Annotated in this window: 15 protein-coding genes, 1 pseudogene and 1 CRISPR repeat array; of the genes and pseudogenes, 12 read left to right on the forward strand and 4 right to left on the reverse strand. The window is 38.1% G+C overall.

All coding sequences use genetic code 11. From position 1 onward, the window contains the following. Positions 1–92: 92 nt before the first annotated feature. Positions 93–920, forward strand: a pseudogene (locus DSM106972_RS40555) (TMEM43 family protein); the annotation flags it as partial. A gap of 44 nt (positions 921–964) precedes the next feature. Here the strand turns inward: DSM106972_RS40555 and DSM106972_RS40560 are convergent. Then, positions 965–2365: a reverse transcriptase family protein gene (locus tag DSM106972_RS40560; RefSeq protein WP_127086023.1), complete on the reverse strand. Its 1401-nt coding sequence runs from the start codon at positions 2363–2365 to the stop codon at positions 965–967. A 405-nt stretch (positions 2366–2770) separates the two neighbouring features. On the opposite strand from DSM106972_RS40560, the gene DSM106972_RS40565 reads away from it, so the two are divergent. Together DSM106972_RS40565 and DSM106972_RS40570 are read left to right on the forward strand one after the other, a co-directional pair. Then, complete coding sequence (locus tag DSM106972_RS40565; RefSeq protein WP_127086024.1) at positions 2771–4075, forward strand: Tudor-knot domain-containing protein; 1305 nt, start codon at positions 2771–2773, stop codon at positions 4073–4075. A 112-nt stretch (positions 4076–4187) separates the two neighbouring features. Continuing rightward, the gene (locus tag DSM106972_RS40570) at positions 4188–4697 is read left to right on the forward strand and encodes a peptidoglycan-binding domain-containing protein (protein ID WP_127086025.1); all 510 of its coding nucleotides are present in this window, start codon (positions 4188–4190) and stop codon (positions 4695–4697) included. 275 nt (positions 4698–4972) lie between these two features. Here DSM106972_RS40570 and DSM106972_RS40575 read toward each other — a convergent pair whose 3' ends face one another. Together DSM106972_RS40575 and DSM106972_RS40580 are read right to left on the reverse strand one after the other, a co-directional pair. Next, the gene (locus DSM106972_RS40575) at positions 4973–6613 is read right to left on the reverse strand and encodes an SWIM zinc finger family protein (protein WP_127086026.1); all 1641 of its coding nucleotides are present in this window, start codon (positions 6611–6613) and stop codon (positions 4973–4975) included. Positions 6614–6634: 21 nt separating this feature from the next. Then, on the reverse strand, positions 6635–9754 hold the full coding sequence (locus DSM106972_RS40580; protein WP_127086027.1) for a WGR domain-containing protein: 3120 nt from the start codon (positions 9752–9754) through the stop codon (positions 6635–6637). A 340-nt stretch (positions 9755–10094) separates the two neighbouring features. Here DSM106972_RS40580 and DSM106972_RS40585 point away from each other — a divergent pair, with 340 nt between their 5' ends. Then, positions 10095–10790, forward strand: coding sequence for a hypothetical protein (locus DSM106972_RS40585; RefSeq protein WP_127086028.1), 696 nt, complete (start codon positions 10095–10097; stop codon positions 10788–10790). Positions 10791–10890: 100 nt separating this feature from the next. Beyond that, a complete protein-coding gene (locus DSM106972_RS40590; protein ID WP_127086029.1) occupies positions 10891–11682 on the forward strand; it encodes a sugar phosphate isomerase/epimerase family protein in 792 nt (263 codons plus the stop codon). 390 nt (positions 11683–12072) lie between these two features. After that, a CRISPR array of direct repeats spans positions 12073–13581; the repeat unit is 37 nt; unit sequence CTTGATACGTAGCGATACCCGCTTGCGGGACTGAAAC. A gap of 49 nt (positions 13582–13630) precedes the next feature. Here the strand turns inward: DSM106972_RS40590 and DSM106972_RS56025 are convergent. Then, a complete protein-coding gene (locus DSM106972_RS56025; protein ID WP_145837665.1) occupies positions 13631–15040 on the reverse strand; it encodes a TIGR03985 family CRISPR-associated protein in 1410 nt (469 codons plus the stop codon). 296 nt (positions 15041–15336) lie between these two features. Here DSM106972_RS56025 and DSM106972_RS40600 point away from each other — a divergent pair, with 296 nt between their 5' ends. From DSM106972_RS40600 to DSM106972_RS40630, 7 genes are read left to right on the forward strand one after another with little or no spacing between them, the layout of a single operon-like run. After that, positions 15337–16509 (forward strand): Card1-like endonuclease domain-containing protein, encoded by a 1173-nt coding sequence (locus tag DSM106972_RS40600; protein ID WP_233787423.1) that lies wholly within the window; start codon positions 15337–15339, stop codon positions 16507–16509. Then, positions 16506–18137: a Cas10/Cmr2 second palm domain-containing protein gene (locus DSM106972_RS40605; RefSeq protein WP_127086031.1), complete on the forward strand. Its 1632-nt coding sequence runs from the start codon at positions 16506–16508 to the stop codon at positions 18135–18137. Before DSM106972_RS40600 ends, DSM106972_RS40605 begins: the two co-directional genes overlap by 4 nt. Next, entirely contained in the window at positions 18138–18785 is a 648-nt protein-coding gene (locus DSM106972_RS40610) for an RAMP superfamily CRISPR-associated protein (RefSeq protein ID WP_127086032.1), read from the forward strand. It abuts the gene before it with no gap. A 14-nt stretch (positions 18786–18799) separates the two neighbouring features. After that, positions 18800–20440 carry an RAMP superfamily CRISPR-associated protein gene (locus tag DSM106972_RS40615; RefSeq protein WP_127086033.1) on the forward strand — a complete coding sequence of 547 codons (1641 nt, stop codon included), beginning with the start codon at positions 18800–18802 and terminating at the stop codon, positions 20438–20440. Beyond that, positions 20437–21876: an RAMP superfamily CRISPR-associated protein gene (locus DSM106972_RS40620; RefSeq protein WP_127086034.1), complete on the forward strand. Its 1440-nt coding sequence runs from the start codon at positions 20437–20439 to the stop codon at positions 21874–21876. The genes DSM106972_RS40615 and DSM106972_RS40620 overlap by 4 nt, the downstream gene beginning before the upstream one ends. Beyond that, positions 21873–22424: a type III-D CRISPR-associated protein Csx19 gene (csx19, locus tag DSM106972_RS40625; protein ID WP_127086035.1), complete on the forward strand. Its 552-nt coding sequence runs from the start codon at positions 21873–21875 to the stop codon at positions 22422–22424. The genes DSM106972_RS40620 and csx19 overlap by 4 nt, the downstream gene beginning before the upstream one ends. A 17-nt stretch (positions 22425–22441) precedes the next feature. Continuing rightward, a complete protein-coding gene (locus DSM106972_RS40630) occupies positions 22442–24664 on the forward strand; it encodes a TIGR03986 family type III CRISPR-associated RAMP protein (protein ID WP_127086036.1) in 2223 nt (740 codons plus the stop codon). Positions 24665–24747 lie beyond the last annotated feature (83 nt).

The following is a 24747-nucleotide window of genomic DNA, read 5'->3' on the forward strand; positions in this document are numbered from 1 at the left end:
TTTCTTCGTCATCCTGAATTTTTGCTTTTTTCTTGGTTGTAATCTTTTGTACTTCAAATTGAAGTGCGGAATGTGGGTTAGATGGTAAAGTTACTAAGACGACTACTTATAGATATACCAAAGGATGGACAAACGAGCCTAGCGATTCAAGTAATTTTAACTATTCGCAAACACATCATAATCCTAAAAAAGCTTATTCAGACCAACATTATACTGCATCCGGCGCCAAAGTTGGGTTATACGATATTAACATGACTAGTTTCAAAGAGGTAATGCAACGTAAAACCTCATGCGATAGTAACTCGACTGCGTTGTCATATCCAACAGCACAAGGTATTTATTTAAATAGTAACAGTAGATTACAATTATCTGCACAGTTAATTAAATCAAGTGGTGACGACGTTAAATTAAAGAATAATTATCTTTTCAAAGGAGAAGGGGCGCCTGAAAATCCTAATATTGGAGATGTACGTATTTGCTATAATGTAATACCAACCAACTCAACAGTAACAGTTTTTGGAAAACTGGCGCCATCAAATCAAATAACTGTTTATAATGCTCCCAAAGATACTAAATTTTACCAATTATTTGCCACTAACCGCAGTGAAGCAATAAAAACTTTAAACTCAGAGTACACAATCTGGACATGGATAATAAGGGTTTTAGGGTTTTTGGCAATGTCATTTGGAATGGTATTTGCATTACAACCAATAAATACTTTACTCAACTTAATACCATTTTTCGGTGAATTGATAGAAAACATAACAGTAAGTCTAAGTTTCTTTGTTGCCTTTGTTCTCGCAACCGTCACAATACTTGTTTCTCAACTTTTACATCATCCTTTTGTACTTATAGCAGCAGTTGTCATCACACTTATCACTTTATCAGGAGTAAAAAAAATTAGAAAAGGTATATCTTAATTAAGCTAAAATATAATTTATTGACAAATTTGAGTTTATATGTTCTATTTACGTTTCTTTTTGATGCGTTGCACTTGCTGTTGAAATTCGGCGCCTTTTTCGGGGTTAACCATTGCGACGAAGTTGGCAAATCCGGTGATTGCTGCAAGTGTATCATGAGAGTTGCCCCAATGTTTTCCTTGAAGTCCTTCTTGTTCGATTTGGTGTAAGGTGGCACGAAATTTCTTGAGGACTTTTTTGGATATATTTAGTTTGTTGTTGACGATAATGCCTGTAACTTCCTGTTGGTTTGTGTTACGTAAAACGCGGGTTTTGTCATGATTTATGTTGAAACCTTCGTGGGTTACTATTGATTCGGTGCGTCTCATGATATTACATATATGGCGCCGATTTTCGGTTTTAGCTGAGAAGGTTAAATCATCTGCGTAACGACTATAGGTAAATCCAATATTTTCTGCCATACCTTGTAAACGTCGGTCTAAACGACGACAGAGTAAATTAGTGATGGCTGGACTTGCGGGTGAACCTTGGGGAAGGTGTCTGTCATCTAAAGCTACGTAATATGTTTTACCGTCGAGTTCAACTTGTTCGATGTCGGCAGCGGTACAAATTAAGCCAAAAATTGTTGCTGCTGCTTCTGAGTAACCAAAGCTTTGAAATAGTCCTTTAACACGTTTGTAAGATATTGACGGGAAAAAGTCTTTGAGGTCGAAGTTTATAATAACATCGGCGCCGACGTGGGGGGTTGCGTTGGTGATGATAGAACGATTTTCACGAAAGCCATGTGCAGCGTCGTGTACTTCGAGTTTGTTGAGTATATTTTCTAGTATCCAGTATTGTGCTTGCTTGAGGTTGGGCATTGGCGCCGATATTAGTCTTTCTCCACCTGTTTTTTTGGGAACTTTGAAGCGAATATAATGAGATATTGTGGAAGTTTTACGGTTGAAGGCTAAAAAACGGAGTTTACCAATAGTGACTCCCATTGCTTCTGCAATTTCTAGGGCTGTGTTGCAAAGTGGTAAGTTATGACTTTGCAATCTTTCGATGTTTGCTTCAGTATTATTTAACCCGCCTGATACATCTTCCCCAAGGTAGATGATATCTTTCTGTCTTTTCTCTTGCCATGCTGCTGCGCGTTCAAGCCGCTCTTGTTCGCGTCGCTCTTTGGTTTCTTTCTGCTTGCGTCGTGACTCTTCTAAACGCTGCTTTAACATTTGCTTTCGCAATTCTTTTTCATTGCGAAGCTGACTACTTTGCTGACGTAGTGTTTCTAACTCGCGTCGTATTTCTCCTTGGCGCCGAATTTCGTCTGCTGGGTCTTCGGGTATTGTACCTTGGGGCGCCCAAAATCCGAAACGTATCATTTCTTCCAGGATAAATTCGTCTTTTCCTGTTTGGCGAATGCGGTCGTAGAGTTCCTGACGGGTGCGAGGTTGGTCAGACATAGCGGTAGTGCAAAATGAGTTGCAAGTTGTTACTTGCTGATAATCCGCGTGAGCTTTATCCAGTGTATTCGCAGTCTCCCTATTTTGGGTAGGTGTGGAGGAAAAATATTTTTTCACATCTATAAATATGCTTCTAGGTTTCAATGATTTTATAAGTGAAGATTGTTAGATTATTGGCGCCTTTGAATTTATGGCAGCACATGCCCAATATAAAATAGCATTATTTTACAGATGTATTATTATATTACAGGATGTTTGTAATGAATCTTAAAATTAGTTATAAAAAGTTATTTTGCTTCCATATATGGGAACCCTAGTAATAGGTTCAGTTAATTGTGTTACTTCCTGGGCACGCCTGAATCTGATTGTGATAGTAAACACGATGTGAGGATTTAATAATTAGCTATGGATAAATCGATAATTCAATTGATTGATGAGTTACCCAATGATAATATTACTGTCAAGGTATTAAAGGCTCTTGATTTTGTGGCGCCAGGTCAGTGGAGTAATTTGCTGGGATTTGACAATAGTATCCGTACTATTACGGGAGAAACCGATGCTAATGTAATTCAAAAAATTCGCCAGAAGGCTGTTAGTTTGTATGAAGACCCACAACAAGGCTACCAAACAGCGGTAAGATTGTATCAAACGATTGATAAAGCTGATACGGCGATGGCAACGGCTGCCTTAGCAAATAAAGTTGGCGAAAAAATTGGCTTTCTCTCTTTTTTGAGCAACATTACTCCCAAGGCAGATGTAACTCAAACAATTGATTTAGTCTTAAAAATTGCAATTGAAATCATTGCTTTTTCCAAACTCAACGGTATTCCACAACCAAATCCACAAGAATTTGCTAATTCTCTTGGCAATCACTACCAAGATGCGTCTTTAATGCGGATGGTTGCTTTGGTTTGTCTTGATGGAATTTTACCTTTAGGTCCTGATTTTCTTACCAAAATCCAAGAAATTATACAAGGCGCCGATACAAGCATAATAACTCAAAATCCTCTTTTCTCAACTATAAGTAGTTCTCTTCCAGGTGGCAGCCCTTCTGATAAACTGGGTTTTGTGACTCAGGGTTTTAACTCGGTACAGGGTTGGATGGGTAATTTAGTTTCTAAGACAGGTGTAACACCCCAATCTATTTTTAGCAATTTGGGTAATTTTATTCAAATTGCAGATGATAACTTAGATTTTGTAGCTGCATTCTTAGACCAAACTACTAATTATTACGAACATACAGGAATTCAAACAGTAGCTCGTAAGTTGATTTTGCAAGCTCATGCTTTAGCCAAGGCAGAAATTCAAGCAGTTCCAAAAGCTCCACAAGATGTTTTATCTGCTGCAAGCTCAGATACAAGCAATAAGTATGCGTTAGGTCAAACAATAGAGGTTTGGGATTCAGAAGAAGAGGATTGGTACCGAGCAACGATTGAGAAAATGGAAGAGAAGCGGTTCTTTGTACATTACGTTGGTCAAGGTTCATCTGCTGATGAATGGGTTGATGAGGAAGATATCCGTATTCGTAACCAAAGTTCCTCTGATGAAAATGGGTACGCGGTCGGTGATAAAGTCAAAGTTTGGGATGAAGATAATGAAGATTGGTATTCAGCAATTATTGGGAAAACCCAGAGTCAGCAATATTTTGTGCAGTATGTCGGTTACGATTCATCTTACGACGAATGGATTGATTTGGATGAAATGTCTTAATTTTTCTTAAATAATAAGGTACCCTTGAGGGTACCATTATTTTTCTGGAATTGTCTTGAGGGTGCTTGTAGTTTGGTTATGTAAATTAAAAACTTGTCGAGAGATTTAAAACATGACTGCTATTCAATGCCCTACTTTTAAGCCTACTTTAAAACTTGGTAATAATGGTCAAGATGTTAAGGAGATGCAAAAGCGTTTGAATCAACGTTTGGCTGCTATTTATAGTCCTGCTTTGGAAATTGATGTTGATGGTGATTTTGGCGCTGGGACTGAAACTGCTGTTAGGTATTTACAATGTCTTGGTTTTATTAATGCAAGTGGTGTTACTGATGCTGCTACTTGGAATTTTATTTGCGATGGCGCCGCTAGTTTACCTGTTTTAAAGTTAAATAGTTCTGGAAGTGTTGTGAAGTCTCTTCAGGAAGCTTTGTCTGCTGCTGGTTTTTATAATGGTTCTGTTGATGGTGCGTTTGGTGCTAAGACTGTTCAAGCTGTGAAGGAGTTTCAAGCTTATGTTGGTTTGGTTGCTGATGGTGTTTTAGGCGCCAAGTCTTGGGATGCTTTAATTAAGCTTGATTCTCATGTTGATAGCTGTTTTGCTATGTATTATGGTGGGTGTTAGTGTAAGCACTGAAGTGCTTATTACGACGAAAATGTCGTGTTTGCGCGCTGGTTTCCCTTCGTAAATCTCTGGGGACTAGGTTACTCAACTCAAGCGGTCACGACTAGTAGGCGCCCATTCACTTTATATAAGTCAAACAGGAATGCGCCTACTAGTCGTAAGACCGCACAGTCAAGAGTAGACTAGTGATGTGTGTATAGACTGAATGCACGGACGGCGATACACCGCCCAATTTGCAAGGAATCTTTACCAGCGCGCTTACACGATTATTTCATTTATTGGCGCCCACGACTATGTTGCATTCGTAGTGCCAGAATATGCTCGCATGGCCCTTTGAACAGTTTGTTTTGCTGGTGCCAGTTACAAGTACACTCTGCTCCAATTATACGCTCGTCATTATCAATCGTCAAAGATGGTGTGTAAGTTTTTTGTTTGTCTTTGACGTTGCCTTGTATTGTTAGTCTGTTGTTGCTGTCGTTTGTTGATGTTATTTGGACGGCGTTTTTAGTTAAAAAGCTTGTGGCGCCTTCTTCACGTTCATTAGCAAAGCGTAGTCTGTCCATTGGTAAGGGGTCACGACTCAGTTCTCGAATGCGGTAAACTTTTTTATTTAAGTCGTATATTACACGCCCTGCTTGTGTGTAAACACTTAATGCTCCTGTAATGGCTGCGCGGCTTAGTTTTAGTCGTTTTACTAGATCGTCTGCTGTTTCTACCCAGTTTTCACGCAGTGCATCAAATATTTGCTTTTGTGTCCATTCATCAACCGAAGCGCGTGGCGCCATTAAGTCGAAGTTTCCTGATGTTGACCAGTCGTTTGCTGTCCATCCTGATAACCCTAGGGTAAATGACATGTCGCCTAGGTCGGCAATGTAAAATGATGGCATTCCTGTTCCTAGTAGATGAACGGTGAATTTTTTGGCTATGGGTATAAGACGTTCGAGGATTAAAAGGCGCCTACGTCCCCATACTCTTATTGTTTGTGGTTCGGCACCAAGATATGGTGAACGAGGACAGGTTACTTCGATGTTCCACGGTTCAAATACGATACGGATGGGTTTTCCTGGCTCGAGATGGTAACGCATACTGCGGGGGCCTTGTTTTTCTTTGTGGCGCCGTAGTATGAAGCACATATTATAGATGTCGGTTGGGTGTAAGTCGAATTGAATTGTTGGTAAGGACATTGCTGAACTTACTTGTAGAAACCCTCGTACCCAGGTGTCGGGTAGGTCTATTTTTACTTCTTTGTATGCTTCTTCGTTGGTGGTTTCTACTTCAAATCCGGATGGGTCTACTTTTAGTTCGGTGGTTTTGTAGGTGCGGATTTTTTGAAATTCTTCGTATAGTGCTGCTGAGTAGTCTACGTTTGTTGTTCCACACGCAAATTCGTTGATGTTTTTGAAGACTTCGTAGCTAGCACTCAGGCGCCCGTAGCTTGATTCGTCTATGCTAAAACATTCAAAGAATACTTCGTCTGGGTGTACTGTAATTACTGGGTCGAGGACAAACCATGCGTCTCGGTCTTTTTCGTAAATATAATTAAAGTATTTTTGTCTGGCTGCGTAAAATGGCACCAATCTTTCGTAACTTTGTTTGGTTAGTTGGTTGTATTCTTGTTGTAAGGTTTGAATTTTTGCTGTTAGGTCTTGACGCATTGCCGCTATTAAGTCCCAGTTAAGGTCTTCTTGTTGTTGACGCCATTCTTTGTATGCTGTTTTGTCTTTGGGTTTGAAGCGTAGGTCGGAGATTACGACATCATGTAGAGCGCTTATTGCTTCGCGAAATGCTATGTTTTGTCGCAGTTCGCCAATGAAGTATGTTGGGGGACGGGTGGTGTCGGGTGAAAATGACATTTGGGTGTTGGCGCCATTTTCTTGGACGGTTGTGCTGTTTTTGTAGGTGTAGTTAAATTGCATTGGTTTTGTTTTAGGTTAATTTTATATTCTGGTTTCGGTCAGTGTAAGGATGTTGAGGGGGAGGGTTAGGTGAGGGTATTTTTTACGGATTGATAGCATTATTTGTAGGGTGGTGGCTTTGTCTTGTTTGGCTATGGTGAGTGATTGACGGGTCATTATTTCTGCTACTATTTGTGCTGCTTGTTCGCTTTTTTGTGATTCGTTGTGAAGAAATTGGAAGATGCGTTGTTTGGCTGTTCGGCTACGGTTGATGTTTGATAGTACTGTGGTGAAGTATGGTGTTAGTTGCTGTAGGCGTTCGAGGTTGTCTTTGGCATAGTTTTCTAGGTAGTTGGTGACTAGGGTTTGCATGTCGGAGGAAGGGTGTTCACTAAATTTGAGGAGGTATTGTTCTGCGTCTTGGGTTTGGAAGTTTTGCGTTAGTAAGTCTCTGCCAAATTTTCTGGTTTCTTCTCGCACGCTGTCGCAGATGGAGATTAAGACTTGGGGGGTGAATTGTTGGGCGCCGAATTGGGTGGTAAATATATTAAATGCGAAATCGCGCGTGTCTTGCCATTTTGCTTCTAGTGTTTTAACTGCGATAGTTAGTTCTTGGGTATTGTTGCGAAGTTGTTCTATGTTTTGCAATAGCATTTGTTGCGCTGCTTGTCGAACTGCGATTATTTCATGGTTACTGAGTTTGACTATTTCGCTGGTTGTAAATTGAGATACCCATGTGTTTAGGTTGGCTTGGAGTAGTAGTCCTCCAAGTTCTTGTGCTGCGGATGATTTGGTTTGAAGTAAGGATAATGCTGTGTCTTTAGAAATACTTGTCATCCATCCTTGTTGTTCTTGGAGGAGGTGGAGTAGGTAACTATGCACTCCTTCGTGTTGTTCTGGAGTGAGTAATATTTCGATAAGTTCATGTGCTACGTCTATTTGAAAATCTGGATAAGCGGCGCCTAATCTATGGATAATTGGTTTGATGGCGTTGCGTATTTCTGAATTAGCACTTACCGCCATTGCGATAATTAAGGTACTGTCTTCTAGCAGTTTGGCATCGGGTAGTTGTCCAAATAATCGAATTCCTATAACTCGCAGTGTTTCGTATGATGATGCTAGTAATGATTCTATAATATTGCTGGGTAGGTTTTCGGGACTGGTTTGGTGGTTGAGTAAAATACGGGCGCCTAATTCTTGAATTTCTAATACTGGATGTGCTAGTAAATCATTAATTACACTCATCCCTAATGTACGCAGTTGGGGAGCAAAGCTTATAAGTAATATTTCGTTGATTTCTTTGATAATTTCAGTTGGTGCTTCAGGTGTAAATGCTAACAATTCAATAATTATTCTACCTAATAAAACTCGTGCGGTTGTGTCATTAATTACTGTTGCACTTAGGAGTTTTTTTGCGAAGTTACGAGTATCATCGTGTGTACTGACGATTATAGCTGTAATAAAATTAGTATTTTGTAAGAAAAACTTGCGGTTGCTTTCTATCCAGTGATACGCTATACTTCTTGCTGTTTGAGATACACTGTTAATTACAGCTAAGACGAGTTCAATATTAGGTTCTTGCGGGTTATATTTAGACTGCCCTAATTCACACGCAAATTGTGCAGTGACTTCATAGGGCTTTTGGAGTAGTTGAATAATATTATCTATATTTATAGATGTATGAAAGCTTGTACATGTTTGCAGTGCTTTGACGGCAAACTCGTGAACTGGAGAGCATTGACTTTGTAGTAATAGTCTGAGTAATAGTTGTGGGTGTTGTTCCCATAATTGTGGAAATGCTTCTTCACGTTTCGGTTCTGGTGTACCTGGTTTATATCCTGGTTTACATTTCCATGCTTTCGAGTTTGTTTTTAATTCGTAGCGCGCACTATTCTCATACAAGATATGATTAAAAGTTATGTAACCAGCGTATGCATCCCAAGTATTGCAAAATTCTACTCGACTCCAATTAGAACGGTTCCAACGATAAAATTTTGTTTCTCTAATTGGTTCTGCGTCTGCATCAGAATATTCAAGCAAGACGCTAGCTGCCATATTTACATATTCTACGGCGCCTTCTTCTCCCAATTGTTTGAGTGTACGCCAAATTCTTCGCTGCAAGTACGCTTGAGTTTGATTACTATATGCTTTTGTTGATGTCGGACTTTTTAACTCGTCTTCGTGGCGCCGTTTCTCAACCTTGCTATATCTTTGAGTAGTAGGGTTCCATTCCCAATAGTTATTATCGTTGTCAAATGTCCCTTGTTCTTTCTCAAATCGATAAGCAAAAATACTGAATACTTCAGCATCATAACGATACTCTGCCATTTTGAATATATGTCGAAGATGCTTGAAATAATTAGGTTTGTATGGGGCTGTACGTAATATTTCTAGTAATACTGGACGAACATGATTATTATCTATTTGATAGAGCTTATCAAGAACAGCAAAACTCTTATAATCTCCGTGCTTAAAATAATGGTCGAGTTCTGAGGCAAAGCTTTCTGCCGAACCATTACGCGCTAACTTTTGTAAATTTTTGGGCAAAAACTCTATCATTTCTGCTTGTAACTCAGCTTTGGTGCGAGTATCACTAAGTTGCAATAGCGCTTCAAATGCAATTCGACTTACAAATTCAGGTGAAGATGCATTTTGATAAAGTTGAATAAGTATGGGGATAGCTTCTTGATTTCCACAGTATCCTAATGACCAAGCTATGCAATAATCGCGTAAAGGCTCACCTGTTCCGATAAGGTTGATGAGTAAAGGCGCCGCTTCTTTAATTTGAGCTTCACCAGCACGCCATATTGCTCTTTCTAACTTCCATTTACTTGGTTGGTTGTTGGCAAGACGAGTTAATATGGCTTCTTCACGAGTTTTGTTTATTGCTACTGGTTGTGTTTGAGTTGTAGGTGCGGGAGTGGATACATCTTGATATCCTTTTTTAGTTTTTTCTTGAACAAGCTTGTCGAATACTCGCTCTGCTTCTAGTAAGGGTACAGCTTGAGTCGTTTTTACACCCTCTTTTAAATTGGCGCCACGTTTTCCGTAACGAAAGTTAACAACATACTGCGCTTCACCAGTCTGGCAAATATCTACTTCATAAATCTTGTCAGATGTACCTTCGCGATAATGCAGCGTCGTCCGCTTGATTAATTTCATACTGCCCCCACCATTCAACTGTACCAAATTCTATTTTCGCTCTATTTTTTTGAAGGCGCCAGGGGGGGTGAGTATTTATATATTATTGGGTTTGTTCCTACCCGCATAGGGTTGAAAACCGCTATGCTAATAGCGAAAGTCCTCTTTTAGAGGACTAAGTAATAACTGTTATTTTAGCTACCACTAAGTTATCTATCATATAGTTTGTGCGCCAATGGCGCACAAATTCTAAATAATGGCTGCAATTGGCAATTCTCAGTAAATATATTTTTGGTACTTAAATACTATATAATGTCTACAGAAATTACAAGCTGCTAAATCTAGCAAAGGAGGAATGTCTATGACAAGTTCTGATTCTATCCTTTCCAATTATCAAACATTGGTGGCGAACCATGCTAGCCAATTTGACCCAGAGGTTACAGCTATACAAGAGTTGGTACAAGCACGAATGCAAGAACTGCGTCGTTCTGAGCAGACTTTAGTGGAAGCGCAAACGGCAGAACTAAAACGTATTACCGATGCTTTGGCTACTGATGTGCGATGTTTGCTATCAACACCAGAATTGCGCGCATTTGTAGAAGAGTATAAAAAAGATTCGCGTGCTTGGTATAGTCAAAAATCTGACTCTAGCATTGCAGATGACCCAACCACTTGGTTATTAGCAACGGTTGAATTACCTATAGGATTGAGTAACTATCAAACCCAGGAAGACCCTGATGGTTATGATGACGAGCGTCACCACATCTTATATAGTTATTCACTTTGCCTAACTATAAATGGTGTAGAGCGTCTGATTGAGGTACCTTACAAGCGAACCTACAATATTAATGAAGATAGATATTATTCATTAGATGACCAAATCGACTGTTATATTGCAGGTGAGGTGGAAGATTTCCTTGATGAGATAGAGTATCCAAAAACATCAAGAGACCAACTCGTTAAAGAATTAAGCGTTTTAATTGGATATGCGGAAAACATTCTTACTCTTAAACCAAGAGTTGTGAGTTTTGAATATATAGGAGCAACCGAAAGATAATAAGCGTAGGGTGTGTGGCGCCTTTGAAACAATTTGAACGTAGTTACATGCTTGTAGCGCCACGCACCAATTTTAAATCATTACAATAACAGGAGGAATAATGGAGTTATATCTAAGTTTATCTGCTTATGGTGGAGTCTCAACCCGTAAAGCATTGAGCGTGTTTTGGGAAGCAGGAGTTCGACATATTGAATTAGCAATTGGACCAAAACCAGATATAGATACAGTACAGGCAATTCAGGATTTTAAACAACAAGGAATGATTTACCGCGCACATCATGCTTTTGTCTGGGATAATCGACATTATCCTTTTAGCTTGGCACAACCGCAAAAATGGGATTATTTTCAACGATTAGTAGATTGGTTAGCAGATAATAGCATTACAGCTTACTCAGTGCATGGTGGTAATTTTTCGGAGAGAACAGAGCGTGCGGCAGCTTATGCTATTTTCATTGAAAACATCAATTATCTGAACCAGCTATGCCAAGCGCGCGGAATTGTTTTGGGTGTGGAAACGATGTATCCAACTGTACCTGGTAGCGGATTTGAAAATCTTCTAGATAATAATGAGGAAGTAGAGCAGTTTTGTAAAGATGCTCCTCAAATTAAAATAGTTGTTGATATGGCACATCTGAATATCTGGCGCCATTATAGTGATAAAGAAAAATTACAATGGCTCAAACTTCCTCCAGAACGAATTTTGGAAATTCATATTTCTGATAATGATGGGTTGCATGACACACACACACGTATTACACAAAATACATGGTGGATATCGGAGGTTGCTCAGTTCCCAAAGGTGGTTCCCATTGTGTTAGAAAGTAGATTAAATCGTTTGCCTGTTTCAATTGTGCAGCAAGAATACGACCGTATTGTTACTCTTATTTCATAGCTATAGGCGCCGAAGTTTCTAGTTTAGTGTTGATGCTCCAAATTTCAATATAATTAGATAACCCTGCCATTTGCTATAAAATTTACCGTACTTTACCTTTGTTGGCGCCGAACCTTGGTAAAAATATCTATAAACTTAAAGAGTTGGACATTTAACTAACAATTAGTTTATGATGTTAGTAGATTGATGTTTGGCAAACCGAAGCGGGGGCTAAAACCTGGGGGGTTCTGCCAAAATCGCCAGAACCTAGACAAGTTAATAGTTACAGAGTTTGGTTACTTGAGATAAATAAGAAATTGTCTCAATAGGAGCGCTTGAAATGAGGTCATTTTTCAGACCTGACAAAACAGATTGTAGAATCCTTGCTCTATAAGGGTTTCCAATGGCGGACTTGATACGTAGCGATACCCGCTTGCGGGACTGAAACATAAAACAGGATTGTCTAAAACTAAGGTATTACTTCCTTGATACGTAGCGATACCCGCTTGCGGGACTGAAACGACTATTTTCTTTTAGGTTAAATACTCTTTTTCTAGCTTGATACGTAGCGATACCCGCTTGCGGGACTGAAACAAGTTTGTTGAACAACTGTCTTTTAAAACTTTCACCTCTTGATACGTAGCGATACCCGCTTGCGGGACTGAAACTAATATGGAAGAAACAATTTACGAAGAAGAGTTAGCTTGATACGTAGCGATACCCGCTTGCGGGACTGAAACAAAATGCCACAAGAGATAGATGACTATGTTCGTGCCTTGATACGTAGCGATACCCGCTTGCGGGACTGAAACAATCTAAACGCACTAGCCCCATGATTCGCTTTTATGCGACTTGATACGTAGCGATACCCGCTTGCGGGACTGAAACCCCACTACAACGCGGACAGTCGAACACGCTATCGAACTTGATACGTAGCGATACCCGCTTGCGGGACTGAAACCTTTAATAGATGTAGGTGTTATTAAAGAGAAACAGACTTGATACGTAGCGATACCCGCTTGCGGGACTGAAACTTAGTTAATGGCGAGAGTAGAAATTCATTATCACTTCCAACTTGATACGTAGCGATACCCGCTTGCGGGACTGAAACCGGACAAGCATTAGACTTCTTGGTTGCAGCAGATGGAGCTTGATACGTAGCGATACCCGCTTGCGGGACTGAAACCATTTTCTAACTTGGGGACTATTAACAACAACTCCTCCTTGATACGTAGCGATACCCGCTTGCGGGACTGAAACTTGTCGTTTTACTCATGGCGCAATACAGACGGCTCTAACTTGATACGTAGCGATACCCGCTTGCGGGACTGAAACCCAAATTTACGTTTGATTTGTCAAATGCCAACAGGGCTTGATACGTAGCGATACCCGCTTGCGGGACTGAAACCCTTTCTGTTGCATCTCTAAATCATATTGTAGACTGACTTGATACGTAGCGATACCCGCTTGCGGGACTGAAACACCGAATGCTTTCGAGAATAGTTTGCGTGCTGCCAGTCTTGATACGTAGCGATACCCGCTTGCGGGACTGAAACGTTTGATATTTCAATGGTCAAATTACCGCACCATCCAGCTTGATACGTAGCGATACCCGCTTGCGGGACTGAAACCAGAAAAAGTCAGGTTTTATTACTGAATGGAAGAGTCTTGATACGTAGCGATACCCGCTTGCGGGACTGAAACAACTTATACCGTTAGGCAATCAAGATGAAGTTACCTTGATACGTAGCGATACCCGCTTGCGGGACTGAAACCTCACTCGATAAAACTTCTCGACTATTTTTATCAACTTGATACGTAGCGATACCCGCTTGCGGGACTGAAACTTACCTTGTCGCAAATCCCCAAAACTATCCCAAAAACTTGATACTTAGCGATACCTGCTTGCGGGACTGAAACCAGTCTCAACTCAAGAGATTGACCCTAAGTTTAAGCTTGATACTTAGGGTCAGTTATTGTATAAATTGTAAGTCTTTTGAATCTCGTCAGCTATTTGTTGGCGTAAGTCCCAAGGTAATAATACTTCGACTTTTGAGCCTAAAGCTCGTAGCCATCGGAGTACGTAATAATCTGTGACTCGATAATCTACTCGGTAGTAAGTATCTGTGCTTGGACGTGATTTAAAGGTTTTTAGTAAGTTTTTTTGCTGTTCTGGGTCTTGTGTATTTTGTTGGATTAATTCAAATACTGTTTGATGTTCTATTGGTGTAAAGGTTTCGTGAACGTTTATTCCTCTCATATAGTTGTCATGAAAATTCTGCTCAAACCTTAATATCATTAGTGATTTAGGTTTGTAAAAGTCGCATCCCCAAGCTTCTTTTAGTTTATCGTTTACAGTTTTTGGAGTATATAATTTATTTTGCCGATGTTGGTCTCTTAATAGCTGTGGAACACGGGGGTCTTCCCATTCTAATGTTTCTATTCCTGGGGATTTAATTCTATCAAGTCGATATTTGTACCAGTTAATATCATCTTTTGGAGTTAGACCATAAGCACAAAGATATTTAGCATGTTCCATGAAGTATATACATACTGGATAGGCGGCACACTCTTTAATTTTATTTTGATGTGCGCTGTAGTAAGATAATAGTACAGGTTGTATTTTACCAGAATCCCAAATCTCTTGTAGTTGGCTTTGAATGTCGTCTACGGCATCTTGTATAGGGCTAGATTCGGGTACAACATAATCTACGTACAAGAAAACACGGTGATTGTTTTCGTCTATATCTTCAGAGAATTCTTCTGCTAAAAGTGGATATCTTGGGTCGAGGAAGCTAAACATACCCAATGCTCCAGCAATATATGCTTGTTTTGTTTGTGTTAAATTACTGGCTGTATTCTCTGATGTTGCAAATATTTTTAATTCTTCAACACGGCAGAAATGTTTACTTCTCCCTGTTACATTCTCTAGTTGCTTCAAGCATTTTCGACTTACTAATAAATCAAAGTCACTTTGCAGCGATTTCCGAACCTGGGCAAACAAGCGTTCTTCTAAAAGTTTGTCTATATCAGAGTCAGCTATGGGTATTTGTTTCTGCAAAGCATTTCGCCATTCATCCAGGTTAACTTCCAAATCAGTTAAGCACTGTTTGGTTGTTTTATTGCAAGCGCAGTGTATGTCTTGATGATTTTGTATATCTTCTTGTTTCTCGTCTTTGTGTGTTGTACTAAAAAATGCTTGGCGCCATTCATGATAAGTAAAGTTGTCTCCTATCGCGTATCCATTATCACTGTAGAGCCAACGTAACAGTACCCATAGCCTCAGCGCACGGGTAAGGTTCTGGATTTGGTCTAAAGAGCCTTTCGCTAAGTTTTGTAAATGTTGGGGATGAGGAAGACTATGGCAGTTGAGATTCATATGAGTTAGGCTATTTTAAGTGCAATTACCAAGTTAGCAGGTATCGGAAGAGGGGTATTCCGGTAGGGTGTAATCTTGGGAATATAAAAGTTAAAAAGGAATACATCTACCCTATGAGTACATCTGAGTTTGACAATTATAAGGTTGACCACCTGTTTTTGCTAATTGGTGAGAACCCTCTGCCTAACTATGTTGCAGCAAATCTTTTACTTAATAAGGGTGGAACCCCGTACTTAGTTTATTCAACAAGTACAAAAATATCAGCAGAACGTCTAAAAAGGATACTGGATAGTGACTTGAAAGGTTTTAAACATGCTCAACTTGTTCCAATTGGTGAATATGAATCAGATGCTTATCATATACGAGAAATAATACGTCCTATAATTACATCTTTAAAAAATCAAATAATAGGTTTGAACTATACAGGTGGTACGAAAGCAATGTCTGTTCATTCTTACCGCACATTGTTTTATGAAGAATTAAACAGCAAAACGCATATACAACGGGAAGGCATATTTTTTAGCTATCTCGATCCTCGTAGACTAGAAATGTGTATTGATAGAGAGTATAATGAGCGTGTCCATATTCCTGTTACAGCAAAACAATTGCCCGTAGAACTAGGAAAAGTTTTTCAAATACATGGATGGGTTTGGCAAGAAAAATCGCCTCCTATATATGCTCCTCAATTACCTGATGCCGCAACAGCCTTTGCTAATTTTCATAATAACGAAAAATTAATTAAGATTTGGCGTACATGGTGTAATGAGGTTTTGCGTAAACATGCCAAAAATCCTAATAACAAAATTTATTGGTTGTCAGAAAATCAACTAAAACAAAAAGAAGAACTATCTAAGTTGCCTTTGCAAATTCAATTAGATAATAAAGTAATTGAACTTAATAAAAATGAAGCAATAAATGAAGCTTTAAATTCTTTGGGCATCACAGGAGATAGTTTATCATTATCAGCAATTCAAAAGCAAGGTTTAAAAAGCTTAGAGAAAGTTTGTGACTGGTTGGATGGAGAATGGCTAGAGCATTATGTTTTACAGCAAGTACTAAATATTCCTAAAAATCTATATATTAATGATGCTGCAACATCTTTTTGGATAAAAAATCCTAATAATAATACGACTAAATTTCAATTTGATGTAGCCTTTATGAGAGGATATCAATTATTTGCTATATCTTGTACAACTATTGAACGTAAATCTGATTGTAAGTCAAAGTTATTTGAGGCTTATATCAGAGCGCAACAATTAGGTGGAATTGAAGCACGAGTGGCTTTAGTTTGCTGCGCTAATTCAGATGGTGTTAATGCATTGGAGACTGAAATAATTAACGTGTTAAATCCTACACCTGATGAGATAAATAAGAATTATAAGCTAGCCGTATTTGGCAGAGAAGATTTAGCAGAACTTTCAACAAGGATTGGACAATGGATTCGGAACAATGAGGTAAAGCAAAAATGACAAAATTCACGATTACTGTAGTTGATACAACAGGTAAGCAGAACTATATATTCAGTAGCAACCGTCTTCGTGAAAATATCGGCGCCTCTTATCTTTTATCACAAGCGACAAAAGGGTGGGTTGAAGAAACATTAGAAAAAATGGAAGTTCCAAAAAATCGCCAAGAAGAACCGATTGAGAGTAGCGGTTTGAAAGCAGAAATGATATATGCGGGTGGTGGTAACGCGCTTATATTATTTCAATCGCGCGCTATTGCTGTTGAGTTTACTGAAATTTTGAGTAAGCGAGTTTTAAAAGAGGCGTCTGGAGTCAATTTATTAGTTGCTCATGCTGAGTTTGATTGGGATGACGAAAAAAGATTATCTTCACTTGTTGAAGAGTTAAAGAGCAATCATATAGAACGTCAGAAATATGAACGCGCTCACTCGGCGCCGTTATTAGGGTTAGGTGTAACTGCTAGCTGTAACTCAACTCAGCTTCCTGCTATTGGTAGAAGTAATGATAATGGACTTATAAACTATGAAGAAGACGAAGAAGCTGATGGCTATTTAATTTCAACTGAAACTAAACAAAAATTAAAAGCTGTTAGTAAAGCAAACGCAGAACTTCAAGACTTTTTTAAAGGTATTGTTGACAAGAATATTTTTCCGTTTCCTTATCGAACTGACCATTTAGGTCGTTCTAGAGGTGAATCTAGCTATGCTGCAATTGTCCATGCTGACGGTAATGGCATGGGTAAAAGATTTAAAAAGTATGGTAAGGATAAAAACAATAGAGATTATGTTCTTGCCATGCGAGAGTTTTCTAAAAGTGTTGATGAGGCAGGTAGAAACGCGCTCAAGGATGTTGTGAAAATTCTTACTCAGTCAATTCAAGAAGGTAAAGTTGTTGGTAAACTTGGAGAGTTTGAATTAAATAGTAAAAATTATCTACCTTTTCGTCCCTTAGTTTACGGTGGTGATGATATCACTTTTATTTGCGAAGGAAGACTGGGTTTAGATTTAGCTGCGTTATTTATTAAGCAATTTGAGAAAAAAAAAGTTGCTGATAATGACCCACTGACCGCTTGCGCTGGTGTTTGTGTTGTCAAAACTCATTACCCTTTTGCGCGCGCTTATGAAACTAGTGAAGATTTGTGTAAAAAAGCAAAGGGATTTATGAGAGAGGAGCGTAAAAAATACAATACTGAAGATTATTTTTCTGCTATTGATTGGCATTTGGCAGCTAGCGGTTTAGTTGGGTCTATTTCGGAAATTCGTGACCGCGAATATAAAATACTTGTCGAAAAGAATTCTTTCGATTTGACGATGCGTCCTGTTAGGTTACAAGAAAATGCTAGTGATTGTAGAACTTGGGATGGTTTTACTCAAGTTGTTACACAGTTTAAACAAGGTTCTGACTGGAAAGAACGGCAAAATAAGATTATGGCTTTGCGTGAGGTTTTACGTAAAGCTTCTAGTGAGGCAATTCAAGATTTTTTAGCTACGTATAAATTGCCAAATCTACCTTTATTCCCTGAGTTAAGTGGTAACAGTGGGCAGTTGGCACAAAAAGGTTGGCTCAACAATCGGTGTGGATATTTTGATGCTATTGAAGCTATGGAATTTTATCTTGGATTGGGGAACTAAGTGAGTACATATCAACTATTAATCAAGCTTTTGAGTGATACAACCTTTGGTAGGGGTGATGGTGTAGCTGGTTTAATTGACCAGGAAGTTGAGCATGATTCATCTGGGTTTCCTTATTTACGTGGACGCACCCTAAAAGGTTTATTGAGTGAAGAGTGTGATAATTTGGTATCTGTTTTACCAGGAGATATTCGTTCTAGCTGGGAAAACGTTGCTTGTCGGTTATTTGGTACACCTGGCAGCACTTTAGCAACTATAGGAGAAATGCATGTTGGTGATGCTTGTTTGCCAGATGATTTACGCGAAGTTGTTGCTTGGCAAATTAAAAATGAAGAATTAACTGATAAAGATGTTCTTGATTCTTTAACTACTATTAGGCGCCAAACAGCGATTAATTATCAAACTTGTGTTGCTGATAAAGGTAGTTTACGCTCGTTTCGAGTTGTCATTCGCGCGCTTGAATTTAAGGCTGATTTACTTTTTGAAAATCAACCAAACGAAGAGTTACTTTCACTGTTAGCGGTAAGTGCATTAGCTTTGCAAAGAGTGGGGAGCGGACGTAATAGAGGTCGAGGTCATGTTCAGTGTACGCTTCATGATGGTGCTGGGGAAGATATTACACATAAATACGCAAAGCAATTTGGTTAGCAGGAGGAGAAATTATGAAAGCAATTACTTTTTCATTACATACTCAACAACCACTACTTGCTACCTCGTTTCAAGGAGACCCTAATAGTGATGTTTCCTATTCCTACATTCCAGGTAGTATGCTTCGAGGTGCAATAATTGGACGTTATATGAAGCAAAATAGGTTAGCTGAACTAGATTTAGCTAGCGAAGAAGTTAAACGTTTGTTTTTTGATGCTAATAGCACATGTTATTTAAATGCTTATTTGCAGAGTTTTGATGGTAAGCGCACGCTACCTATTCCACGTTCTTGGTTCAAAGAAAAAGATGCAGAACTAACGGATGAATTACATGTAGATGTTTATGATTTTAGTGTCAATAAAGAAACTCCACTAGAAAGTCCCAAGTTTTTTGGTGAAGGTTTTTGGTCAAAAGAACGTGGCACTGTCAAATTTTATAAAGAAAAGCGACGTATTAATATTCACAACTGGCGTGACCGCAAAAAAGGACGTTCTACGCAAACAAAGCTAGAAGAAGAGACCAAGCAGTTGCAAGGTGAAGGAGAAATTTTTCGTTATGAAGCAATAGATAGCGGGCAAACTCTTCAAGCTGTTATTTTATGCAGTAGCGATGCTGATGCCAAATTATTGACTAATTTGCTGAATTTATCACCAGATATTTGGCTTGGTGGTTCGCAAAGTGCAGGATATGGATATACGAAAATTACTAAAATAAATTATCATAGTAATTGGAAGGAAGTTAATATTTATGCTGACACAAGTACTGAAAGAGATTTTTTCACAATTACACTTCTTAGTGATTTAATTTTACGGGATGAGTATGGACAATATGCTATTATTTCTCCGTCTACAACAAACCAAGTACCCGCACCACTGATAAAAGAAATAAAGACGATTTTGGGCTTAAATATAGAGATGAACCCATATATAAGCTTCACGAGCAGTGTTGTGATTGGTGGATTTAATCGAAAGTGGGGATTACCTTTACCTCAAGTTCCAGCATTAGCAGCAGGTAGTGTATTTGTATTTGATGAATTTTCAATTACGCCAGAACAAATCCAGCAATTAGAAACTCAAGGAATAGGAGAAAGAAGAGTAGAAGGATTTGGTAGAATAGCAGTTAATTGGCTAAGTCAGCCAGAGGTTAAAGTTCGCAAAGCAAAAAAAGATGTAGCACTTAACTCTCCTCAATTAAAAACAGATGAAGCACGTAGTTTAGCTGCACAAATGGCGGAACGGCTTCTAGTTCAAAAAATTGAACAAGCACTACAAAAATTCATTGCACGTACAGAAATTAAAGGTGATATTAGTAACAGTCAACTTTCTCGCTTACAAATTTTTGCAAGAAAAGCCTTGTCAAATGGCGATTGCGATTTAGTTTTATCTTTGATAAATAATATTCCAGCAAATGCAAAAAGGCAATTTGAAAAAGCGGAAGTAAATAACACTTCATTAAACTTTATACTGGATGAATGGTTAAAAAAACCTACAGATTGGACATGGGTTAGCAATAAAGATAAATTGAAAGCTCAAGTTGCCGATGCAGAACGAAGTTTTAATGATGAGTTTGCAATTGAAAGCAAACTAGCAGAAAAATATACCTTACGTTTAATTATGGCGCTTGCCAAAAAAGCAACAAAGGAGAAAAATAAATGAATTATGAACGTCTCAAACATCGCAACCAACGCTGTATAATTGAGCGAATAATAGTTAGAGGCTCTTTAGTCTTAGAAACTCCCGCGTGTTTAGGTAGTGGTGATACCTATAGTGATGTTGACTTAGCTATCTTGCGAGACAGCATAGAAGACAAAGCTTTGCTCATGGGTTCTTCTGTTGCAGGCGCCTTGCGTAACTATTTGCATGAATTGTATGATGGAAAAGAAACATCTTTATTATTCGGCGCCGAACGTAGCAATGACGATGGCGAACAAAGTCCTCTAATTATTAGCGATGCATTAAGTAGCGAAGTAATAAAGGTTGAACTGCGCGATTTAGTTAAAATTAATAGCGTTAGGAGAACAGCGGAAGAAGGTAAAAAATATGACTTTGAGGTATTAGAAGCAGGTACGACATTTGAACTGTGCTTCGAGTTATTAATAGATTCAACTAGTAAACGAGAGCAACTGCTTCAAGAATTAATAATTGTATTACAAGGTTTAGAAAAAGCTGAAATTCCTATTGGAATGAAAAAGCGACGCGGTTTTGGGAAGTGTTGTGTAAAACAATGGCAAGTATGGAAATTCGGTTTGCAAGACTCTAAACAACGTCAAGAGTGGTTAAACTTTCCTCACTGGACTACTGGTTTACTTACCGAGTACCCCAATAATATCTATAGTAGTATACAGCAAGCTTTTGATATATTACCCGTAATCGATGATAAACGTACACGTTTAACAATCGAAGCTATATTTACTCTTGCAAGTCCCCTATTGATACGCTCCGGTCAAGCATCTGTTGATAAAGCACCTGACGTTGTGCATCTTAAATCTCGGCGCCATAATCAACTAGTACCAATCTTATCAGGTACAAGTTTAGCAGGAGTACTGCGTCATCGTGCCGAACGAATTGTAAACACTTTACACACAAAAAAAAGTATAATCGATGAAATCTTTGGTGCCGATTTTACTGCTAATAAAACTAAGGAAACAAAAGCTAGTCGTTTAATAGTTGATGAAGTTGAAATTATAGATACAACAGATTTAATCCAAAACCGTATTGCAATAGATAGATTTACAGGTGGTGCCTTACATGGAGCATTATTTGATGAACAACCAATTTTTGGTAATGACAATACAAAATTAGTGATAAAATTAGAACTGCGCCAACTAAATAATAATAATGATGCTGAGATTGGATTGTTGCTGTTATTACTCAAAGATTTATGGACAGGAGACTTACCTGTAGGTGGAACCAGTAGTATTGGACGAGGAAGATTACAGGGTATTCAAGCTAATATCACTCATTACAAAGCCGGAAAACCAGAACCAACTTTGACTATTTCCCAATCATCAAAAAATGAACCTGTTATGGTAACTGACGCTAACGCTTTAGAAAAATATGTTGCTGCTTTACGTAAGGAGGTAGTTGCTTGAATAAACTAATACTTAAATCTCTAGATATTCCTGATAAATTAGAAATAAAGCAATGGCTCGAAGAACTAGCTGAAACACACAACTTAAGATTTTTGTTAGCACACGCAGAAGATGGAGTTATCTGGGGAGAATTTCGAGATGGCAAGTTAGTAACTTCAGATAGTGCATTTTCTTATTTACCTAAATTGCGTCTTTTAACATTACAACAATGTCGAGCTTTTGGAACTAATGCCGAAGTAATGCTTTGGCAAAGCGATGAAGGTTTAAACGGTCGCTTTATCGAAGATAAACATATAACCAAAGAAGATTACATTCCCGAAAATCAAATTCTTTGGGGAACGCAAGCTGATGAAGTTAGTAATGGCTTCACTCTAGTTTCTGATGGTTCGCAAGGTTTGCGTCATGCTGTACCTTTAACTAACATTAATTTTGACAAAAGTCAAAAACTACACCGCCCGCTTCGATTAAGCGTTCGTCATTATGTTACTACTGATGAACAAACAGGTATTGCTCGTATTTATCTCAGTCGCTTAGTTAAACTTTACTAGTTACAAGGAGTTATCAAATGTTACCAAGACATATTATTAATGTACCTGAAGATAAAAAAGCAATAGCTCCTTATAACTTTGTTGAATTACCAAATAATATAATTGAGGTTAAATCAGAATCGCTGCCACAAGAAAATAGTTATTCTTTTCAATCAGAAAATAGATACACTGGTAGAGTCGAATGTAAGCTAACAACGAAATCCCCTTTATATATTCGTTGCGGGTTAACTAAAGAAGAATTTGAATGTGGAACAGAATCTAAAGATTTACCAGACTTTTTTTATACGCAGCTAGAACATAAAGGGAAAAAACCTGTTCTTCCAGCTAGTAGCTTGCGAGGAATGCTACGAAGTATAGTTGAAATTATTAGCTTTAGCAAAATTGACAGAGTATCTGAAAGCCAGAGGTTATTTTTTCGTGCAGTAGCAGCTAACCGGGAAAAGGATTCTTTAGGTCGAGCATATAAACGTCATATTTACCCGAAAAAAGTTCAAGCTGGTTACTTAAAAAAAGATAGTCAAGGATGGTACGTTCAACCTACTATAAGTTGTAATGGCAGTTCTTTCGCTTGGGTTAGACAAGCTAATTTAGAATTACCAGACTTAAAAATATTTGATGATGATAATTATTGTCCTCAGTATTTGAATGTAAGTTATACAAGCGTAAAAATTGATAATACTGATAAAGCTAAACGTTTATTTGCCCATAATGTTGACTTACCCAATACGCATCTAAAAAAAGGTGTGCTAGTTACTAGCGGAAATATGAAACAAGGTAGTAAAGACTCACCACGTAGAAATCACTGTGTTGTTTTTGAGGCTGACTCTAATTCTACCAAATTAAGAATAGATGATAAAGCTATTGAACATTACCGTAATGCTCTTACTGATTTTCAAAAAAAAGCACCTTTTGATAAAAATTTTGGGATATTAGAAGAAGAGCGACCTGTTTTTTACTCTCTTAATGAAGATGAAAGCACAGTTGGCTTTTTTGGTCAGAGTCCTAATTTTCGTATTGCTTACTCTCCTCAAGGTAATGGACACGCTAAAACAGTAGTAGATTTTATACCATCAGATTTAAAAAACCCTTTAGTTATTGATTTAGCCGATGCAATTTTTGGTTGGGTTAAAGAAGACAAAAATCTACCTGAAGATATGCGGCAACGCGGAAGTAGAGTATTTATTTCTGATGCTAACTATCAATCTGCTGAAAATGGTATTTGGTATAAGGGCAACCCAAATGATACCTTAACTCCTCAAATTATGAGCGAGCCAAAAGTAACCTGCTTTCAACATTATTTAGTTCAACCAAATGAAACAGAAGCTGATAAATCTAAACTTGAACATTACGCTAGCACACCAATTGAGAAAACAGTTATAAGGGGTCATAAGTTATACTGGCACAAAGGCAGTAATCCTGTGATTAATCATCCTAATCCTAATAATGCTCCAGAAACTCAACTCACTAAAATTAAGCCAATAAATAAAGGCGTAAATTTTGATGTTAATATTGACTTTGAAAATCTAAGTGATGTGGAGCTAGGCGCGTTATTATGGGTAGTAAGTATTTCTAGCAATAAAGCACAAGTATTTGGTATTGGCGATAAAGATAAAGAATACTGTCTATCGCTAGGGATGGGTAAGCCTTTAGGAATGGGTAGCATAAAAATTGAGCATCAGCTTTATCTAAGCAATCGTACTTCACGTTACCAAACCTTATTCGATGGTAATAAATGGAATGAAGCCGAGCAGTTAGTAACTGATGAGCAACAGATTAATTTTATACAAGCATTTGAAAATTATATAGCTGAATTTGTCAGTGACGATGATAAGCCAAATGACGGGAAAGTAAATAATTTGAAGGATTTACGACGTATTAAAATGCTTTTAGCAATGTTAAGGTGGGATGCGCCATCTGACGTTGAAAGAGAAACTAGATATATGGAAATTGAACGAGATGTGAATAAATTTCCTATTGGAAAACCAACTAAAGCAAGTGACCCTACTGTAAATGAATACAAAGAGCGCTTTGTTTTACCTACTCCATTACAAATAATGGATATCACAGATAATCGTAAATTACCTACTAATTTAACACCATCAACAAGTCCAGTTGAAAAGCCAATTTTGAAAAATAAGCAGATTGCTAAAGATTCTAAGTCAAATAAGCATGGATATCATTCTGGAAATGGAACTAAATTTAATTCAGCTACAGCCAGACCTAAAAAACCACGAAGCTAGAACGTACCTAACATAGCATCTACTCTTTATTTTAAAATGATTAATGCGACTGTAAAGCTTGTACTTTATATCAACATGTAATA

This window comes from Dulcicalothrix desertica PCC 7102 (assembly GCF_003991905.1).
GTDB classification, from domain to species: Bacteria; Cyanobacteriota; Cyanobacteriia; order Cyanobacteriales; family Nostocaceae; genus Dulcicalothrix; species Dulcicalothrix desertica.

Bases quoted from the DNA above. Each gene is read 5' to 3' on its own strand.
- DSM106972_RS40580 (WP_127086027.1), bottom strand. From the start codon at position 9,754: ATGAAATTAATCAAGCGGACGACGCTGCATTATCGCGAAGGTACATCT.
- DSM106972_RS40575 (WP_127086026.1), bottom strand. From the start codon at position 6,613: ATGCAATTTAACTACACCTACAAAAACAGCACAACCGTCCAAGAAAAT.
- DSM106972_RS40590 (WP_127086029.1), top strand. From the start codon at position 10,891: ATGGAGTTATATCTAAGTTTATCTGCTTATGGTGGAGTCTCAACCCGT.
- DSM106972_RS40615 (WP_127086033.1), top strand. From the start codon at position 18,800: ATGAAAGCAATTACTTTTTCATTACATACTCAACAACCACTACTTGCT.
- DSM106972_RS40585 (WP_127086028.1), top strand. From the start codon at position 10,095: ATGACAAGTTCTGATTCTATCCTTTCCAATTATCAAACATTGGTGGCG.
- DSM106972_RS40620 (WP_127086034.1), top strand. From the start codon at position 20,437: ATGAATTATGAACGTCTCAAACATCGCAACCAACGCTGTATAATTGAG.
- DSM106972_RS56025 (WP_145837665.1), bottom strand. From the start codon at position 15,040: ATGAATCTCAACTGCCATAGTCTTCCTCATCCCCAACATTTACAAAAC.
- DSM106972_RS40630 (WP_127086036.1), top strand. From the start codon at position 22,442: ATGTTACCAAGACATATTATTAATGTACCTGAAGATAAAAAAGCAATA.
- DSM106972_RS40560 (WP_127086023.1), bottom strand. From the start codon at position 2,365: ATGTCTGACCAACCTCGCACCCGTCAGGAACTCTACGACCGCATTCGC.
- DSM106972_RS40605 (WP_127086031.1), top strand. From the start codon at position 16,506: ATGACAAAATTCACGATTACTGTAGTTGATACAACAGGTAAGCAGAAC.
- DSM106972_RS40570 (WP_127086025.1), top strand. From the start codon at position 4,188: ATGACTGCTATTCAATGCCCTACTTTTAAGCCTACTTTAAAACTTGGT.
- DSM106972_RS40565 (WP_127086024.1), top strand. From the start codon at position 2,771: ATGGATAAATCGATAATTCAATTGATTGATGAGTTACCCAATGATAAT.